This window comes from Isoptericola sp. BMS4 (genome assembly GCF_011634835.1).
Lineage (GTDB): Bacteria > Actinomycetota > Actinomycetes > Actinomycetales > Cellulomonadaceae > Isoptericola.
In genome coordinates, this window is record NZ_SIRP01000001.1 from 3,601,331 (window position 1) to 3,619,454 (window position 18,124).

Here is an 18,124-nt window from a genome sequence, read left to right on the forward strand (position 1 = left end):
CGTCACCCATCGCAACACCCCTCGCTAGATCAGGTGTTGCGACGACCGCTTGAACCCGCCGCACGGCGGGTTGTCAGGGTGTGCGCGACGTATACCTCGCGCACACCCTGACAAGTCTCGGGGGGCGATGTCATACCTGGGGATGACCTGGGAGTTGACGAGGACCACCCTCCGGGCCGATGTCCCGCCCGCCGCGCCTCCGTAGCGTCGGGGGTGTCCTGGCCCGCACGCGTCATCGCGGGCCACCACCCGCGAGAAAGACCGGAGAGCTCCGTGGACACCACCGTGTTCGTCCCGATGCCCGACGACGCCCCCGCAGGCGACGACGGCCACCGCCCCGCCGTCACCCCCGCCGTGCGGGCGCGCGCCCTGACCAAGACCTACGGTCGGGGCGAGGCCCAGGTGCGTGCCCTCGACGGCGTGGACGTCGACTTCGCGACGGGCCGGTTCACCGCGATCATGGGCCCGTCCGGCTCGGGCAAGTCCACGCTCATGCACCTGCTCGCCGGCCTCGACTCCGCGACGAGCGGGCAGTCGTTCATCGGCTCCACCGAGGTCACGGGCCTGAACGACAAGGCGCTCACCGCGCTGCGCCGCGACCGCGTGGGCTTCGTGTTCCAGCAGTTCAACCTGCTGCCGATGTTCACCGCCGCGCAGAACATCACCCTGCCGGTGGAGCTCGCGGGCGGCACCGCGGACCAGCAGTGGTTCGGCACCCTCGTCGACACGCTCGGCCTGAGCAAGCGCCTCGAGCACCGGCCCAGCGAGCTGTCCGGCGGCCAGCAGCAGCGCGTCGCCATCGCCCGCGCCCTCATCGCCCAGCCCGACGTCGTCTTCGCCGACGAGCCGACGGGCAACCTGGACTCCCGCTCGGGCGCCGAGGTGCTGAGCTTCCTGCGCCGCTCGGTGCGCGAGCTCGGCCGCACCATCATCATGGTCACCCACGACCCGGCGGCCGCCGCCTACGCCGACCGCGTCGTGCTCATCGCCGACGGCAAGATCGCCGGCGACATCACGGACCCGACCCCCGAGTCGGCCCTGGCGGGCCTCGACGCGCTGCGGACGGTGGCCGCGCGATGATCCGACTCACCCTGTCGCAGATGCGGCGCAGCGCCGGCCGGCTGGCCGCCGCGGGCGTCGCCATCGTGATCGGCACCGCGTTCGTCGCGATCACCCTCATCGCGGGCAACGTCATCACGAGCACCACCTACGACTCCATCGCCGCCCAGTTCAAGGGCGCGGACCTCGTCGTCGCCGACGCCCCGGCGGGCGAGGCCACCGTCGACGCGGTGCGGGGAACCGACGGCGTCGCGTCCGCCGACCCCATGACCATGTCGTACCAGCAGCTCGAGCACGGCGGGCGGACCATCTACCAGGGCGTGCTGGCGAAGCCGACGAACCTCGACGTGCTGCCGCTGGAGATCGTGGACGGCGCGCTGCCCGACGCCTCGGGCGAGATCGCGCTGCCGGTCGACGTCGCCGAGCGTCTCGACGTCGCGCCGGGCGACGAGACGGACCTCGTCCGCGGCGCCTTCGAGGAGGGGACCGACGGCACGGAGCCGACGTGGACCGAGGTCCGCGAGCAGGTCGTGGTCTCCGGCACCCTCGACGACCCGTACGGCGCCTACGCGATGCTGGGCGGCGCCGCCGTCGCGCCCGCCGCTGACGTCGCCGACTGGGAGGCCGACATGGTCGCGCCGGGCGAGGAGACGTCGGCCATGCCCGCCACCGTCCTCGCCACGCTCGACGACGGTGCGGACCTGGAGCAGGTGCGCACCGCGGTCGAGGACGCCGTCACCACGACCGCGCAGGCCGAGGAGGCGGACGCCTCGATGCTGGAGGTCGTCACCCCCGACGAGCACGCGGAGCGGGTCGCGGCCGAGACGACCGGCGGCGAGAACGTCGTCTTCGTGACGTTCGTGCTCGTCTTCGCCGCCATCGCGCTCCTCGTGGCGGCGCTCGTGATCGCCAACACGTTCCAGGTGCTGGTCGCCCAGCGCACCCGCACCCTCGCGCTGCTGCGCTGCGTGGGCGCCGACAAGTCCCAGCTCCGCCGGTCGGTGCTGGTCGAGGCGTCGATCGTGGGGCTGCTCTCCTCGGTCGTGGGCCTCGTGCTCGGGTCGGGCCTCGCACAGGCGGCCCTCGCCGTCGGCCGGAACATGGACCTGGGCGTCCCGCTGCCCTCCGCGATCGAGGTCACGCCGGTCGTGGTGATCGCGCCCCTGGTGGCGGGCACCCTGGTGACCCTCGTCGCGGCGCTCTCGCCAGCCCGCGCCGCGACCCGCGTGGCGCCGCTCGCGGCGCTGCGCCCGGCCGAGTCCCCGACGGCGGCCCGCGGCGCCGGGCGCGTCCGGCTCGTGCTGTCCCTGCTCGTCACCGTGGTGGGCCTCGCCCTCCTCGGTGCCGGTGTGGCGCTGAGCGTCGTCGCGGAGGAGCCCACGACGGGCCTGCTGGTCGCCCTCGCGGGCGGTGCGTTCTCCTTCGTCGGGATCCTCGTCGGCGCGGTCTTCTGGCTGCCGAAGGTCGTGGCGCTGGCGGGGCGGGTCGTCGGCGGTTCCGGCCCGACGGCGCGGCTCGCCGCCGCGAACACGCTGCGCAACCCGCGGCGCACCGCGGCGACGTCGACCGCGCTGCTCATCGGCGTGACCCTCGTGGCCATGATGTCGACGGCCGCGGCGAGCGCCCGCGTCACCATGGACTCCGAGCTCGACGCCCGCTACCCGGTGGACGTGGTCGTCGCGACCGACCTGGACAGCGGCCCCGCCGGAGCCCCTCCCGTCACCGACGGGCTCGCGGGCACGGTGGCCGGGCTGGACGGCGTGGCGACGGTCGTCGAGGTGCCCGTGACGAGCGGCGACGTCTCGGTCCCGGGCGGGGACGACGCCACCCTTCCGGTGCGCGCCGTCGCCCCGGCGGACGCCGACGCGGTGCTGCGCAGCACCGAGATGGTGGAACCGCTCGCCGCGGGCACGGTCGTCGTGCCGGAGGAGCTCTCGGAGGTCTACGGGATCACCGACGGGGATGCCCTGACGATCACCGGCGCGGACGGCACGCTGGAGGGCACGGCGGCGGTCACCGACCTGGTCGACGACGGCTTCCTCGTGGTGCCGGACGACCTGGCGAGGCTCGACGCCGCAGCGCCGACCACCCAGCTCTGGGTGGGCCTGGACAACCCGGCCGACGCCGTCGCCGTGGTCCCGTCCGTGCAGGACGCGGTCGCGGACACCGAGTCGCCGGCGCAGGTGATGGGCGCGGCCGTCGAGCGGGCCACGTTCCAGCAGGTGATCGACACGGCCCTGGCGATCGTCGTCGGGCTCCTGGCGGTCGCGGTCGTCATCGCCCTCATCGGCGTGACGAACACCCTGTCGCTGTCGGTCATCGAGCGGCGGCGCGAGTCGGCGACGCTGCGCGCGATCGGCCTGTCGCGGGGCCAGCTGCGCGGCATGCTGGCGGTCGAGGGGCTGCTGATCGCGCTGGTCGGGGCGGTGCTGGGCGTGCTGCTCGGCCTGGTCTACGGCTGGGCGGGCGCGGCGTCCGCCCTCGGCTGGGCCGGCGAGCCCGTGTTCGTGGTGCCGTGGGCGGACCTGGCCGCGATGCTGGGCGTCGCGGCGGTCGCGGGCCTCGTGGCGTCGGTGGTCCCGGCGCGGGCCGCGGTGCGCACCTCCCCCGTGGAGGCGCTGGCGGCGGAGTAGCGCGGGCAGGATCCGGCCCCCAGGCCGGAGTTGTCCACAGGCCGCCGACGGCGGCCGCCCCGGGCGGGCACCCTGGTGGTCATGCCGACCACCGAGGTGCCCGCCCGCGCCGTCTCCCCCGCCGGCGTCCCGGCCACGGTCCGGTCGTCCGCCCGGGCGTCGGCCCGGGCCGCGCAGGACGGCGTGCGCGTCGTCGTCGCCCCGGCAGAGGAGGTCGTGCTGCCGCGCGGGGTCGCCCTCGGCACCGTCCGCGGGGGCCTGGCCGACCTGCTGCGGCGCCCCGAGCTGCGCCACGCACCGCTCGCGGCGGACGGCGTCCGGCTGTCCGACCGCGACGTCGTGGGCGAGCGACCGCTGCTGCCGGGCGCCACCCTCGCCGTGGCCGAGGACGGCACGCGGCGCCGGGCGCCCGGCGCCCGCACGGCGGGACGGGGGCCTCGTGTCGAGGCCGCGGTCCTCGGCGCGCCGTGGGTGGTCGTCCGCGCCCACGGCCCGGACGCCGGGTGGCCGGTGGCGCTCGCGCCGGGCGAGCGGGTGACGCTGCGCCCGCCCGGCGGCCGGCCCGTCGTGGTGCGTGTGTCGCGACGGCGCCCGGACCGGGTGCGGGTGCGGTCGGCGGGACGACGGCGCGGAGCGGCGACGGCGCGGCTCGTCCGGGAGGCGGCGTCCGGCGGGCGGGGCGGCGGCGCCGACCGCGCCGTCGGTGCCGCCGGTGCTGCCGGCGCCGTGGGGGCGCTGCCGCGTCGCTGGCGGCCGGAGGCCGGCCTGGTGCTGCCCGGCGCCCGCTACACCCTGCATCGCTCGGGCGGCGTCGACGCGTGGCTGGTGGCCGATCCGCCGCCCGACCACGAGCAGGGCCGTGGCCCGCGGGTCGCCGCGGCGGCGGTCGTGCCGATCGTCGGGTCGCTGGTGCTCGCGGCCGTGGTGCGCCAGCCCCTGTACGCCCTGTTCTCCCTGGTGGGCGTGCTCGCGCTCGTGCCCCAGCTGCTGGCGGCCCGGCGCCGCCGCCGGGCCGGGCGGGAGCCGGCCCAGACGCCGGCCGGCCCTGCCGCCTGGGCAGCGGGCACGGCGGGGCCGCTTCCCCCGGGGAGCGCCCCGGGGCCCCTGCTCGCGGGCACGGTCGCCGCGCACCAGGCCTCGGCGGGCGCGTGGAGCCGCGCCGTCCGCGCCGCGACGCCGGCCCGGGCAGGCGAGGCGCCGGTCGCCGGCACCGGCACGCTCCTGCCCGACGGCGCCCTGGCCGTGCGCGGCCCCCGGGACGAGGTGCGGGCCGTGGCGCGCGCCGTCGTCGCCGAGCTCGCGGTCCGGGGCGCCGCGGTCCGCGTGGTCGGCGACGGACACGACGCCTGGTCGTGGTGCCGGTGGTTCCCCGACGACGGTCCCCGCGCGGTCGTGGCGGACCTCGCCGCCGGGGAGCCGGTGCCCGCCGACGCCCTCCGGGACGGCGCGGACCCACCCGCCGCCGTGGTGCTGTGCCTGCCCGAGGGCGCCGATCCGCCCGCCTGGTGCCGCACCCTGTGGCAGGTCGACGGCCGCTCGGTGCGCCGCGCCGGGCCGGACGGGTCCGCCGTCACGGGCCCGCTCGTCGGTGTCTCGCCGGCCTGGGCCGAGCACCTGGCACGGCGGGTCGCCGCCCTGCACGGGCTGCGCCGGTCCCTGGGCGACCTCGACGGCTCGCGGCCCGCGTCCGGCCGCGACGGGGCCGACGTGCCCGACGGCGCGGACCCCGCGGACCCGGGGCTCCCCGGGCGGGTACCGCTGCTCGACGTGCTGGGCCTGGCCGGGGACCTGCCCGACGCGCCGGCGCTCGCCGCCGGCTGGGACGCGGGGGGCGACTGGTCCGTCCCCCTCGGGCGGGACGCGCACGGCCGGGACGTCGCGTTCGACATGGTCGACGACGGCCCGCACCTGCTCGTGGCCGGCACCACGGGCTCCGGCAAGTCGGAGCTGCTGCAGTCGCTCGTGCTGGCGCTGGCCGTGCGCCGCTCCCCGCGGGACCTGGCGCTCGCGCTCGTCGACTTCAAGGGTGGCGCGTCGTTCGGCGGCTGCGCGCGCCTGCCCCACGTCGTGGGCCAGGTGACCGATCTCGACGCAGGCCTGGCGGGCCGCGCGCTCGACGGGCTCCGGGCCGAGCTGCACCGCCGTGAACGGCTGCTGGCCGCTGCCGGCGCCGCCGACCTGCGGGAGATCGCCGGCCGCGACGACGCCCCGCCGCGGCTGGTCGTGGTGATCGACGAGTTCCGTGCGCTCGCCGACGACCTGCCCGAGTTCCTGCCCGGGCTGCTGCGCGTCGCCGCGCAGGGCCGCTCGCTGGGCGTGCATCTCGTGCTCGCCACGCAGCGCCCGTCCGGGGCGGTGAGCGCGGACGTCCGGGCCAACGTCTCGGCCCGGGTCGCGCTGCGGGTCGTGGACGCGGCCGACTCGCAGGACGTGGTCGAGTCGCCGGCCGCGGCCCGCATCCCGCCCGAGCACCCCGGCCGGGCGGTGCTGCGCGTGGGCGCGGGAGCCCCCGTGGCCCTCCAGTGCGCCCATGCCGGCACGCTGCCGGAGGCGGGCCCGGGGGTCCGGCGCGCGCCCGTCTGGCGACGTCGCGGCGCGCCCGCCGCACGCCCCGGCCTCCCCCGCGGTACGGCCGGCGGGCACCCGAGCGCCGACGGCGGGCCGGGTGGGCCGGCGGACGGCCCGTCGGACGGCGAGCCCGACGCGGTCGGTGCGCTCGTGGCCGCGCTGCGCGAGGCCGCCGCCCGGCGAGGCCTGGAGCCCGGGCCCGCGCCGTGGCTGCCGCCGCTGCCGGAGCAGGTCGGCCCCGCCGACCTCGCCGACCTCACGGACGCTGCGAGCTCCGCGGATCTCGCCGACGACGCCGGGAGCGCGGGTCTCGTGGACGGCGGGGGCGTCACGGGCCCCGACCGCCGGGCCCTCCCCCTCGCCCTCGGTGACGACCCCGCGCGCCAGCGGCGGTCGGTCGTGCGCTGGTCACCCGGCGCCGGGCACCTCGCGGTGGTCGGTGCCGCACGGTCGGGCCGCACCACGACGCTCCTCACCCTCGCCCGGGTGGCGCTGGCACGTGGCTGGCACGTGCACGCGCTGGTGCCGCCCGCCGTCCGGGGCGCCGTGGAGGAGCTCGCACGGCATCCCGGGTTCGGCACCCTGGCGGGCCCGGACGACCCGCGGCGGGCGGTGCGGCTGCTGCGGCTGCTGGCCGCGGACGGTCCACCGGCACACCCGCGAGAGGCGCCCGTGCTCGTGCTGGTCGACGGTGTCGAGCAGCTGCGCTCGGCGCTCGCCGGGCCGGACCCGTGGGACCCGCTCGCGGGGGCGATGGCGACGGGCGGGGCCGCTTTCGCGGTCACCGCGGACAGCGCCACGGTGGGCGGTCTCGCCGCGCGGGTCGGCCCCCGTCTGGTGCTGCTGGGACGCGACGCGCACGCCGACGTCGTCCTCGGCGCCCCGAGCGGTGTCGCCGGCACCGGCGGCCCGCCGGGGCGGGCGGCGTGGCTCGCCGGGGACCCGGTCGTGTGCCAGGTGGTGCGGCCGGGGCGGGAGCCCGTGGCGGGCGGCGCCGTCCCGCCGTCCGCACCGGTGGTGGTGCGTCCCCTGCCGCGCGTCGTCGACGCCGGCGACCTGCCCACGCCCGGTGGCGCGACCACGGTCGTGCTCGGCGCCGGCGGCGACGCGGCGGAGCCGGCGGGGGTCGACGTCGCCGGCGGGCTCCTGGTCACCGGCCCACGGGGCACGGGCCGCACATCGGTGCTGCGCCTGGTGGCGCGGCGGCTCGCCGCGACCGGGACCCTCGCGGGGGTGGTGGCGCGGGACCCGGCGCTGCGCGAGGAGGGTGCCGGCGCGGGGGTGCCCGCCGTCGCGCCGACGGCCGCCGGCGTCCAGGGGCTGCTCGCCGACGCGGCGCCCGGGGTCCTGGTCGTCGACGACCTCGACGCGCTCGCCCAGACCTGCCCGGTGGACGCTGAGCGCCTCGCGGACCTGGCCGCCGCCCCGGCAGGGCCGCGGGGACGTCACGCGCTGGTCGCGGCCGCGACGACCACCGGGGCGCTGCTGGCGCACCGCGGCCCCTTGGTCGAGCTGCGCGCCGCGCGCACCGGCGTGGTCCTGCACCCCGCCGAGCGCGGGGCGGACGAGGTGCTGGCGACGCCGGTGGGCGAGACGGCGGAGCCCGGCCCGCCGCGGGCCGGGCGCGGGGCGCTCGTCGTCGCCGGCGACGCGCGGCCGCTGCAGGTGGCGCGGCCGTGACCCCCGCGGCGGGCGCGCCTGGGTCAGCCGGCGGTGGCCTCGACGACGCGACGCGTCATGAGCGCCACCAGCACGGTCGCGGACACGGCCAGGAGCCCGAGGCCCGCGACGACGGCCCACGCCACGCCGCCGGCGAGGAGGCTGACGCCGACGAGGCCCTGCAGCACCTGCCACACGACCAGCGGTGCCCGCCCGCCGCGGCGCCCGCCCCAGAGGGAGCGGGTCGCGGCGACGAGGACGGCGGCCATCCCGAGGAAGAAGAGCACGAGGAAGATGCTGACGCCGACGCTGCCCGACTCGCCGCGGACGAGCTCCAGTGCGACGACGACCGCCATCACGACGAGGACGAGCCCTTCGATCCCCGCGCCCGCCGTCACGACGCGCAGCCCGGTCGGCATGGCGGGACGGGCGCCGTCGGAGGCCTCGGCGGGCGGGTCAGCAGCATGCATGACACGCCAGGATACGTGCGACCTGGGGTTTCACAACAGTGTGATGAAGCACTCAGGCTTCATTCGGCAGAAACTTCTCTGCAACCTCTTGTGCGGTGCTTCACGAGATGTGACGCTTGAGAGCAGTTCCACTGAACCCCTGAACCCCTGGCCTCGGACGGGCGTGCGCCGTCGTGCCCACCGTCCTCCCAGGATTCCCACCCCCGTAGGAGTTGACATGGACTGGCGCCACAAGGCCGCCTGCCTCGACGAGGACCCTGAGCTCTTCTTCCCCATCGGCAACACCGGCCCCGCTCTGCTGCAGATCGAGGAGGCCAAGGCCGTCTGCCGCCGCTGCGACGTCGTGGACACGTGCCTCAAGTGGGCCATCGAGTCCGGGCAGGACGCCGGCGTGTGGGGCGGCATGAGCGAGGACGAGCGCCGGGCGCTCAAGCGCCGGACGGCGCGCGCCCGCCGCGCCGGCTGACGCCGACCGCACCCGCCGGAGGGCGGACCGCACCTGGTGCGGTCCGCCCTCTGTCGTCTCCGGACCCGTCGGCCGACGCGCCCGCTCACGCACGGCGACCCGCGCACGACGCCGGGCGCCCGTGCGCGGGCACACCGCCCGCCACGGCTAGCGCGAGCCGGGCTGCCCCTCGCGGAGCTCCATCTCGAGGATGACGCGGGTGCCCCCGCCCTCGCGCGCCTCCCAGGTGATGGTGCCGCGCAGCTCGTTGGTCACGAGCGTCTGCACGATCTGGGAGCCGAGGCCGCTGCGCGAGGCCCGGCCGAGCGCGGCGATGTCGTCGGCCATGCCGACGCCGTCGTCGGCGACCACCACCCGCAGCGCCGTCCCCGTCCGCTCGACGTCGATCTCGACGACGCCCGCCTCCCGCTCGGGGAACGCGTGCTCGACGGCGTTCGTCACGAGCTCGGTGAGGACGAGCGCCAGCGGCGTCGCGTCCTGGGCCGGGACCATGCCGAAGGAACCGGTCTGCCGGGTGCGCACCCTCGTGCGCGTCGACGCCACGTCGGCGGCCAGGCGCAGCGCGCGCTTGAGCATGTCGTCCAGCTCGACGTGCTCGTCGAGCGTCTGGGACAGCGACTCGTGCACCAGCGAGATCGTCGCCACCCGGCGCATGGCCTCCTCCAGGGCGGCCCGCGCCTCGGGCACGTCCATGCGCCGCGCCTGCAGGCGCAGCAGCGCGGCGACCGTGGCCAGGTTGTTCTTCACCCGGTGGTGGATCTCCCGGATGGTGGCGTCCTTGGTCATCAGCTCGCGCTCACGGCGCCGCAGCTCGGTGACGTCGCGGCACAGCAGGACCGCGCCGATGCGCTGGCCCTGGTCGGTGAGCGGCAGCGCGCGCAGGGACAGCGCGACGCCGTTCGCCTCGATGTCCGTGCGCCACGGGGCGCGTCCCATGACGACCACGGGCAGGGACTCGTCGACCGTGTCCTGGCTCTGCGCGATCTCCGCCGTGACCTCGACGAGCGCCTGGCCGACGAGCGGCCCGATGACGCCCAGCCGGTGGAAGCACGACAGGGCGTTGGGGCTGGCGTACAGCACCTCGCCCTCCGAGTTGAGCCGGATGAGGCCGTCGCCCACGCGTGGCGCCCCGCGGCGGGGCCCGGTGGCGGCGTTGCGCGTGGGGTACTCCCCGCGGGCGATCATCGCGAGGATGTCGTCGGCGGACTCGACGTAGTTGAGCTCGAGGCGGCTCGGCGTGCGCCCGGAGCCCAGGTTCGTCTGGCGCGCCACGACGGCGATGGCCCGCCCCTCGTGGACGACCGGCACCGCCTCCTCGCGCACGGCGTAGGCGCCGAACCAGCGCGGCTCGCGCGATCGCTGCGCCTTGACCTCCTGCATCGCCGCGGCCAGCTGCGGGCGCTGGCCGTCCGGGGCGAGGGCGCCGACGATGTCGTCGTAGTGGACGGTCGCGCCGGTCGAGGGCCGGCACTGCGCGATCGCGACGAAGCCGTCGTCCTTCGTCGGCAGCCAGAGGACGAGGTCGGCGAAGGCGAGGTCGGAGACCATCTGCCAGTCGCCGGCGAGCAGGTGCAACCACTCGACGTCGCCCTCGGACAGGTCGGCGTACTGGGCGATGAGATCACTCATGGCGGACACGCGCACCAGCCTACGGGCGCCCGCGGGTCGCCCCGCCCCCGCCCGGGGCCCGCGCGCCCGTCGAGGGGCGGGACCCCACCTCGGTAGGGTGCTCTCGTGCACCTGACCGTGGAGCTGACCATTCCGGCCGACGTCGAGGACGTCGCCGCGGCGCTCGCCGACGAGACTTTCGTGCGGTGGCGCGCGGACCGGGCGGCGAGCGGGAGCGTCGAGCAGGTGGACGTGTCCGGCACCCCGGCGGACGGGTTCACCGTCGCCGTGCGCCGCACGCTGCCGACCGACCTGATCCCCCCGCAGGTGCGTCCGTTCGTCGGCGACCACCTCGAGGTCCGCCAGGCCGAGGCGTGGGAGGCCCCGTCCGAGGGCCGGCGCGTCGGCACGGTCGCGGTGGAGATCACCGGTGCCCCGGTCCGGCTGACCGGGACGGTCAGGCTGGAGCCGCTGCCGGACGGCGGATGCCGCCAGGTCTACGAGGGCGACGTGCGCGCCTCCGTCCCGCTCTTCGGCGACGCCGTCGCCCGGGCGGCGGCGCGGACGGTGCGGACGACCCTCGAGGCCGAGGGCGCGGCGGCCGGCGCGTGGTTCGAGGGCGGCGAGGATGCGACCGCCCGGTAACGATCCGGTCACCGCCGCACCCGTCACAGCCCTCTGACCTGCACGAACGCTCCGTCGGCGACGACGGCCCTCGCCATCACCCCGCGACAGGCTTGACTCCACCGCCTTCGGGCGGCAACCATCGTGGCCATCCATGGAAGCGCTACCACCCATGATGTTGGGAGCGCTCCCATCGTCCCAAGCACCACCTCGACGTCCGATCCAGACAAGGGAGTCATCGTGCTCGACAGCACCCGACCCACCGCCCGCAGGACCCGCCGCGCCGTCGCGGCGACCGCCGGCGTCGCGTCCCTCGCCCTCGCCCTCACGGCGTGCGGCGGCGGCTCCGAGGAGCCGTCGGCCGAGGGTGCCGACCCCGACGAGCCCATCACGCTGACCGTCGCCACCTTCAACGACTTCGGCTACTCCGACGAGCTCCTCGCCCGGTACTCCGAGGAGCACCCGAACGTCACCGTCGAGCAGGTCAAGGCCGCCAAGTCGGAGGACGCCCGCTCGAACCTCACCACCAAGCTCGCCGCCGGCGGCGATGGCCTCGCCGACATCGAGGCCATCGAGGTCGACTGGCTGCCGGAGCTCATGGAGTTCCCCGACCTCTTCACCGACCTCGCCGACCCGGCCCTCGACGGCCGCTGGCTCGACTGGAAGGTGCAGCAGGCCACGACCCCCGACGGCAAGGTCATCGGCTACGGCACCGACATCGGGCCGGAGGCGATCTGCTACCGGGCCGACCTGTTCGAGGCCGCCGGGCTGCCCACCGACCGCGAGAAGGTCGCGGAGCTCCTGGGCGGCGACGACGCCACCTGGGACGACTACTTCGCCGCCGGGAAGAAGTTCGTCGGCAAGTCCGACGCGGCCTGGTACGACGGCGCCGTGCCCACCTACCAGGGCATGGTCAACCAGCTCGACGGCGCCTACGAGGACCCGGCCACCGGTGAGCCGAAGGACCTGGCGAGCAACACCGCGGTCAAGGACCTGTACGACCAGGTCCTGACGGCCTCCGTCGACGACGAGCTCTCGGCCGGCCTCGAGCAGTGGGGCGAGGACTGGGTCGCCGGCTTCCAGAACGACGCCTTCGCGACCATGCTCTGCCCGGCGTGGATGACCGGGCCCATCGAGGAGAACTCCGGCGGCATCACCGGCTGGGACGTCGCCGACGTCTTCCCCGGCGGGGGCGGCAACTGGGGCGGCTCCTTCCTCACGGTCCCGGCGTCGGGCCCGAACGTCGAGGCCGCCCAGGAGCTCGCGGCCTGGCTGACCGACCCGGCCCAGCAGACCGAGGCGTTCGAGAACGCGGGGACGTTCCCGTCGCAGGTCGACGCGCAGGCGTCGGAGCAGGTGCAGTCGTTCACCAACGACTTCTTCAACGAAGCGCCCGTCGGTGAGATCTTCACCGCCCGCGCCGAGGCGATCGACGGCGCCCCGTTCAAGGGCCAGCACTACTTCGCCATCCACCAGGCCGTGCAGAACGCCCTCAACCGGGTCGACCTCAACGGTGACGACCCCGAGAAGAGCTGGCAGGGCGCCCTCGACGAGTACGCGTCGCTCTGACCTCCCGGCCGCGGGGCGAGGCACCCCCTGCGCCGCGCCCCGCGGCGGCCGGCCGGCAGCACGCCGGCCGGCCGCCCCGGCCCACCCCCACGACCTCCGGCGACGTACAGGAAGAGCAGATGGCCGTCTTGTCCCCCACCCAGTCCGCGCCGCGGCGCGACGGACCGGCACCCCGACCCCCGCGACGCGTCGGGTTCTCCCAGCGGCTCGGCCGCTGGGACGTGAAGGTCTCCCCCTACCTGTACGTCTCGCCGTTCTTCGTCCTCTTCGCGATCACCGGCCTGTTCCCGCTGGTGTACACCGCGTACGTGTCGGTGCACGACTGGAACCTGCTCGGCGGCCAGGGCGACTTCGTCGGCCTGCAGAACTACGCCGAGGTGCTCGGCCAGCCCGTGTTCTGGAAGTCGCTGGCGAACACGTTCTCCATCTTCGTGCTCTCGTCGATCCCGCAGGTGATCCTCGCGATCACCATCGCGGCCCTGCTCGACCAGAACCTGCGCGCGGCCACGTTCTGGCGCATGGGCGTCCTCGTCCCCTACGTCGTGGCCCCCGTCGCCGTGTCGATGATCTTCGGGCGCATGTTCGCCGACCAGTACGGCCTCATCAACGAGCTGCTCGGCATCGTGGGGATCGACCCGGTCGGCTGGCACAGCGACCGCCTCGCCAGCCACGTCGCGATCGCCACGATGGTCAACTTCCGCTGGACCGGCTACAACGCCCTCATCTTCCTGGCCGCCATGCAGGCGGTGCCGCGCGAGCTCTACGAGGCCGCCGTCATCGACGGCGCCGGGCGCGTGCGCCAGTTCTTCTCGGTCACCGTGCCGCAGATCCGGGCGACGGTCATCTTCGTCGTCATCACCTCGACGATCGGCGGCCTGCAGATCTTCGACGAGGTCCGCATGTTCGACGCCACCGGGCTCGGCGGCCCCGACAAGGACTGGATGACCACCGTCGTCTACCTGTACGACGTCGCCTGGGGGAACCAGAAGGACTTCGGCCGCGCGTCGGCCGTGGCCTGGCTGCTCTTCGTCCTCGTCGTGGGCATCGGGATGGTCAACTTCCTGGTCACCCGGCGTATCTCCACCTCCGACGGCCGGCGGGCGAAGGTCAGCCGTCGGCAGACCCGGGCGGTCGTCGCCCATGCCCGTGCCGCCGCCGCTGCCGCCCCACCACCCGCCGGCGCCGCTCCGGGCGGGCCGCCCGGAGCCGCCGACGCCCCGACCCCGCACCGCACCACCCCGGGAGAGGACCGATGACCTCCGTCGCCGTCACCGCACAGACCGCCGGCAAGCGCGCGGCGGCCGACGCCGCGAGGCGCCGGGCCCGCCGGGCGATCGGCGGCGCGCAGCGCCGGCCGGGCCGTTTGACCTATGCCCTGCTGGGGATCGTGCTGCTCATCTCGATCTTCCCGCTGTACTTCACGCTGCTGCTGGGCTCGTCCGACCCCGTCGAGATCGCCAAGAACGCGGTGCCGCAGTGGCTCCCCGACGGCAGCCTCTTCGACCAGTTCGCCACCGTCATCTCCTCCACCCAGATCAACTTCTGGAAGGCCCTCGCGAACTCGCTGATCATCTCGACGGTGACCTCGCTGTCGGTGGTGTTTTTCTCCACCCTCGCGGGCTACGCGTTCGCCAAGCTGCGGTTCCGCGGTCGCGGCCCGCTGCTGGTCTTCACCATCGCGACGATGGCGGTCCCGGTGCAGCTCGGCGTCATCCCGCTGTACATCCTCATGTCGGACATCGGGTGGGTCGGGAAGATCCAGGCGGTCATCCTGCCCGCCATGGCCGCCGCGTTCGGTGTCTTCTGGATGACGCAGTACCTCTCGGAGGCGCTGCCCTACGAGCTCATCGAGGCGGCGCGCGTCGACGGCGCCTCGATGTTCCGCACGTTCCGGTCGGTCGCCCTGCCCGCCGCCCGGCCGGCCGCGTTCATGCTGGGCCTGTTCTGGTTCGTCCAGCAGTGGACGATGTACTTCTGGCCGTCGATCGTGCTGAACAACACGAACCCGACGTTGACGCTGGTCGTGCAGTCGCTGCAGGCCAACTACTTCGTCGACTACTCGCTGGTGATGGGCGGCATCTTCCTCGTCACGCTGCCGCTGCTGGTGCTGTTCGCCGTCGTCGGCAAGCAGCTCGTCGCCGGCATCATGGCCGGCGCCGTCAAGGGCTGACCCGCCCCCTCCTCTCCCGGGCACACACCGCCCGCCCCGACTCGCATGGGAAGTTCCGCTGACATGACCCTGACCACGCTCGGCACCGGCCGTCGTCTCGCCGCCCCCGGCACGCCCGTGCCCTTCTCCCCGACGACGCCGCTCACCGCGCCCACCCCGAACACGACCGGCGCGGTGACGTTCCCCGAAGGCTTCCTGTGGGGCACGGCGACGGCGGCCTACCAGGTCGAGGGCGCCGGAGCCGAGGGCGGGCGGCGCGACTCGGTCTGGGACACCTTCTGCCGCGTCCCCGGGGCCGTGCACGCCGGGCACGACGGCATGGTGGCGTGCGACCACTACCACCGCTACCGCGAGGACGTCGCCCTCATGCGGCGCCTCGACCTCGGCGCCTACCGGTTCTCGACGTCGTGGGCGCGCGTCATGCCGGACGGGGTGACCGTCAACGCCGAGGGCCTGGACTTCTACTCCCGGCTCGTCGACGAGCTCCTCGGTGCGGACATCCTGCCGTGGCTGACCCTCTACCACTGGGACCTGCCCCAGGCGCTGGAGGACGCGGGCGGCTGGCCGGCGCGGGACACCGCGTACCGGTTCGCCGACTACGCCGCGGTGATGCACGACGCCCTCGGCGACCGGGTCGGCGTCTGGACGACGCTCAACGAGCCCTGGTGCTCGGCGTTCCTCGGCTACACCGCCGGCGTCCACGCCCCGGGTCGCACCTCGCCCGCGGACGGCCTCGCTGCCGCCCACCACCTCATGCTCGGCCACGGGCTGGCCACCCGGGCGATCCGCGAGCGGGACCCGGAGGCGTCGGTCGGCCTCACGCTCAACTTCACCGTCTCCGACCCGGTCGACCCGTCCGACCCCGCCGACGTCGACGCCGCGCGCCGCGACGACGGCATGTTCAACCGCATCTTCTGTGACCCGATCCTGCGCGGGGTGTACCCGCCCGACGTCCTGGACGACGTCGCGCACCTGGGCCTGGCGGACCACGTGCGCGACGGCGACCTGGAGATCATCTCCACCCCGGTCGACGTGCTCGGCGTCAACTACTACAACGGCGGCGCGGTCTCAGCCCGGCCGCAGCACACGGCGGGCGACGCCGCACCGGACGGCACGGCGGGCCCCGACGGGGCCCGCGACGACGCCGGGCCGGTGCGCGAGACGCGGTCGCCCAACCCGGTGCCGGACGGCATCCACCCCCACAGCCGGGGGCTGCCGACCACCGACATGGGCTGGGAGGTGCAGCCCGAAGGCCTGAGCCGGCTGCTCGTGCGGCTGCAGCGCGACTACACGGGTCCGCGGGGCACCGCGATGTTCGTCACGGAGAACGGCGCCGCCTACCCGGACGTCGTCGCCGAGGACGGCAGCGTGGACGACCAGGACCGCCTCGAGTTCGTCGACCGCCACCTGCGCGCCGTCGCGGACGCGATCGACGCCGGCGCGGACGTGCGGGGGTACTTCGCCTGGTCGCTGATGGACAACTTCGAGTGGGCGCTCGGCTACTCCAAGCGCTTCGGCCTGGTCCGTGTCGACTACGAGACCCAGGAGCGCACCGTCAAGGCGTCGGGTCACTGGTACGCCGACGTCGCGCGCACCGGCACGCTGCCCGCCCGCCCGGCCGCCGAGCGGTAGTCTCCCGACGTGAGCACCGAGCACCCCAGCCCGACGCTGGATGACGTGGCACGGGCCGCCGGGGTCTCCCGGTCCACGGCGTCGCGTGCCGTCAACGGCGGCGAGCGGGTCTCCCCCGAGGCGCAGGCCGCCGTCGACGACGCGGTCGCGCGCCTCGGCTACGCGCCGAACCGTGCGGCGCGCACGCTCGTGACGCGGCGCACCGACTCGATCGCCCTCGTGGTGCCCGAGCCGGACGCCCGCATCCTCACCGACCCGTTCCTCGCCGGGGTGCTGCGCGGCGTGAGCGAGGGGCTCGGCGGCACCGAGCTGCAGCTCGTGCTGCTGCTCGCCCGCCAGGGCGAGCGGCCGGGGCACATCGCGCGGTACCTGCGCAGCGGCCACGTGGACGGCGTCATCGTGGCCTCCCACCACCGGGAGGACCAGATCGAGCCCGAGCTCGGCCGGTCGCGCATGCCCGCGGTCTTCGTGGGGCGCCCCTTCGACACGGAGTCCCTGCACTTCGTGGACGTGGACAACGCGGCGGGCGGCACCGTCGCCACCCGGCGGCTGGTCGAGCGCGGGTGCCGGCGGATCGCGACGATCACCGGCCCGCTCGACATGACGGCGGCGCTCGACCGCTACGACGCCTGGCAGCGGACGCTGCGCGAGGCCGGCCTGGACGGCGTGGCGGTCGAGAGCGGCGACTTCACCGTCGCGGGGGGTGCCGCCGCGATGGAGCGGATCCTCGCCGACCACCCGGACGTCGACGGCGTGTTCGCCGCCTCCGACCTCATGGCCACCGGCGCACTGCAGGTGCTGCGGTCCGCCGGCCGCCGCGTGCCGGACGACGTCGCCCTCGTCGGCTTCGACGCGCTCGGCGCCGAGCGGACCACGCCGCGCCTGACGACGGTGCTGCAGCCCGTCGTGGAGATGGTCTCCGCCGCCACGTCCACGCTGCTGGACATGGTGGCGGGTGTGCCCGTGTCTCCGGAGCCGCAGATCTTCGTGCCTCGCCTGGTCGAGGGCGACTCCGCCTGAGACGAAGCACGCGACGGGTGGTGTCGGTGCCGGCGGGCACAGTGGGTCCATGGACCTTCTCACCGATCCTCGACCCCATCTGATGACGGCCCAGAGGTGGGTGACGGACCTGCTCGACGGCACCCGGCCGGAGCAGGCCGCGGACCCCACCCCGTGCACCGAGTACGACGTCCGGGCCCTGGCAGAGCATCTGCACGCCGTGTCCGCCAAGCTGCGGGCGATGGCCGAGGGCGACAATCCCCGGGACCTGCCCGCCCGGGTCCCCCTGGGCGACGAGGCGGTCGCGGACCGGTATGCCGCAGGGGCGGCCGAGGCGATGGCGGCGTGGTCGGACGACAAGCTGCTGACCACCACCGTGACGGCCCCGTTCGGCCCGGCACCGGGCGCCCTGGCGCTGGCGGGGTTCGTGATGGAGACCGTCGCGCACGGCTGGGACCTCGCCACGGCGACCGGGCAGCCGGTCGAGGCAGAGCCGGCTGTCGTCGCCGTGGCCCAGGCCGTCGCCGAGCGCGCCCTCGGCGACGGTCCCCGCGACCCGCGGCTGCCGTTCGACGACCCGGTGGAACCACCGGCTGGCGCCGGCCCGACCGCGCGGCTGGCGGCATACCTCGGACGGCCTGCGGGCTGACCCGGCGCCGCGGGGACC

General features: G+C 75.6%; 13 protein-coding genes. 11 read left to right on the forward strand and 2 right to left on the reverse strand.

Annotation, left to right across the window (positions count from 1 at the left end; all coding sequences use genetic code 11):
- Positions 1–297: 297 nt before the first annotated feature.
- The 3 genes from EYB28_RS16190 to EYB28_RS16200 all read left to right on the forward strand — a co-directional run bounded on the left by EYB28_RS16190 (position 298) and on the right by EYB28_RS16200 (position 7,940).
- Entirely contained in the window at positions 298–1,080 is a 783-nt protein-coding gene (locus tag EYB28_RS16190; protein ID WP_166852592.1) for an ABC transporter ATP-binding protein, read from the forward strand.
- Positions 1,077–3,692 (forward strand): ABC transporter permease, encoded by a 2,616-nt coding sequence (locus tag EYB28_RS16195; protein ID WP_166849948.1) that lies wholly within the window; start codon positions 1,077–1,079, stop codon positions 3,690–3,692. The genes EYB28_RS16190 and EYB28_RS16195 overlap by 4 nt, the downstream gene beginning before the upstream one ends.
- Before the next feature lie 81 nt (positions 3,693–3,773).
- Complete coding sequence (locus EYB28_RS16200) at positions 3,774–7,940, forward strand: FtsK/SpoIIIE domain-containing protein (protein WP_166849950.1); 4,167 nt, start codon at positions 3,774–3,776, stop codon at positions 7,938–7,940.
- Between the two features lie 23 nt (positions 7,941–7,963).
- On the opposite strand, the gene EYB28_RS16205 is transcribed toward EYB28_RS16200, so the two are convergent.
- Positions 7,964–8,389, reverse strand: coding sequence for a hypothetical protein (locus tag EYB28_RS16205; protein ID WP_166849953.1), 426 nt, complete (start codon positions 8,387–8,389; stop codon positions 7,964–7,966).
- Between the two features lie 217 nt (positions 8,390–8,606).
- Between EYB28_RS16205 and EYB28_RS16210 the strand changes: the two genes are divergently transcribed.
- Positions 8,607–8,855 carry a WhiB family transcriptional regulator gene (locus EYB28_RS16210; RefSeq protein ID WP_166849954.1) on the forward strand — a complete coding sequence of 83 codons (249 nt, stop codon included), beginning with the start codon at positions 8,607–8,609 and terminating at the stop codon, positions 8,853–8,855.
- Between the two features lie 147 nt (positions 8,856–9,002).
- Here EYB28_RS16210 and EYB28_RS16215 read toward each other — a convergent pair whose 3' ends face one another.
- Complete coding sequence (locus EYB28_RS16215) at positions 9,003–10,484, reverse strand: sensor histidine kinase (RefSeq protein ID WP_166852595.1); 1,482 nt, start codon at positions 10,482–10,484, stop codon at positions 9,003–9,005.
- Between the two features lie 105 nt (positions 10,485–10,589).
- Here EYB28_RS16215 and EYB28_RS16220 point away from each other — a divergent pair, with 105 nt between their 5' ends.
- The 7 genes from EYB28_RS16220 to EYB28_RS16250 all read left to right on the forward strand — a co-directional run bounded on the left by EYB28_RS16220 (position 10,590) and on the right by EYB28_RS16250 (position 18,106).
- Entirely contained in the window at positions 10,590–11,108 is a 519-nt protein-coding gene (locus EYB28_RS16220) for a DUF2505 domain-containing protein (protein WP_166849957.1), read from the forward strand.
- A 219-nt stretch (positions 11,109–11,327) separates the two neighbouring features.
- Entirely contained in the window at positions 11,328–12,656 is a 1,329-nt protein-coding gene (locus EYB28_RS16225) for an ABC transporter substrate-binding protein (RefSeq protein ID WP_166849960.1), read from the forward strand.
- 119 nt (positions 12,657–12,775) lie between these two features.
- Entirely contained in the window at positions 12,776–13,912 is a 1,137-nt protein-coding gene (locus EYB28_RS16230; protein ID WP_166849963.1) for a carbohydrate ABC transporter permease, read from the forward strand.
- Positions 13,909–14,826 (forward strand): carbohydrate ABC transporter permease, encoded by a 918-nt coding sequence (locus EYB28_RS16235; RefSeq protein ID WP_166849966.1) that lies wholly within the window; start codon positions 13,909–13,911, stop codon positions 14,824–14,826. The genes EYB28_RS16230 and EYB28_RS16235 overlap by 4 nt, the downstream gene beginning before the upstream one ends.
- Positions 14,827–14,889: 63 nt before the next feature.
- Positions 14,890–16,458 carry a glycoside hydrolase family 1 protein gene (locus tag EYB28_RS16240; protein WP_166849969.1) on the forward strand — a complete coding sequence of 523 codons (1,569 nt, stop codon included), beginning with the start codon at positions 14,890–14,892 and terminating at the stop codon, positions 16,456–16,458.
- Positions 16,459–16,467: 9 nt separating this feature from the next.
- Positions 16,468–17,478 (forward strand): LacI family DNA-binding transcriptional regulator, encoded by a 1,011-nt coding sequence (locus EYB28_RS16245; protein ID WP_166849973.1) that lies wholly within the window; start codon positions 16,468–16,470, stop codon positions 17,476–17,478.
- An 82-nt stretch (positions 17,479–17,560) separates the two neighbouring features.
- On the forward strand, positions 17,561–18,106 hold the full coding sequence (locus tag EYB28_RS16250; protein ID WP_166849976.1) for a TIGR03086 family metal-binding protein: 546 nt from the start codon (positions 17,561–17,563) through the stop codon (positions 18,104–18,106).
- Positions 18,107–18,124: the final 18 nt, after the last annotated feature.

What these genes read in the sequence shown, in the direction of transcription:
- EYB28_RS16190 (WP_166852592.1), top strand. Translation starts at nt 298, where the DNA reads ATGCCCGACGACGCCCCCGCAGGCGACGACGGCCACCGCCCCGCCGTC.
- EYB28_RS16195 (WP_166849948.1), top strand. Translation starts at nt 1,077, where the DNA reads ATGATCCGACTCACCCTGTCGCAGATGCGGCGCAGCGCCGGCCGGCTG.
- EYB28_RS16200 (WP_166849950.1), top strand. Translation starts at nt 3,774, where the DNA reads ATGCCGACCACCGAGGTGCCCGCCCGCGCCGTCTCCCCCGCCGGCGTC.
- EYB28_RS16205 (WP_166849953.1), bottom strand. Translation starts at nt 8,389, where the DNA reads ATGCATGCTGCTGACCCGCCCGCCGAGGCCTCCGACGGCGCCCGTCCC.
- EYB28_RS16210 (WP_166849954.1), top strand. Translation starts at nt 8,607, where the DNA reads ATGGACTGGCGCCACAAGGCCGCCTGCCTCGACGAGGACCCTGAGCTC.
- EYB28_RS16215 (WP_166852595.1), bottom strand. Translation starts at nt 10,484, where the DNA reads ATGAGTGATCTCATCGCCCAGTACGCCGACCTGTCCGAGGGCGACGTC.
- EYB28_RS16230 (WP_166849963.1), top strand. Translation starts at nt 12,776, where the DNA reads ATGGCCGTCTTGTCCCCCACCCAGTCCGCGCCGCGGCGCGACGGACCG.
- EYB28_RS16235 (WP_166849966.1), top strand. Translation starts at nt 13,909, where the DNA reads ATGACCTCCGTCGCCGTCACCGCACAGACCGCCGGCAAGCGCGCGGCG.
- EYB28_RS16240 (WP_166849969.1), top strand. Translation starts at nt 14,890, where the DNA reads ATGACCCTGACCACGCTCGGCACCGGCCGTCGTCTCGCCGCCCCCGGC.
- EYB28_RS16250 (WP_166849976.1), top strand. Translation starts at nt 17,561, where the DNA reads ATGACGGCCCAGAGGTGGGTGACGGACCTGCTCGACGGCACCCGGCCG.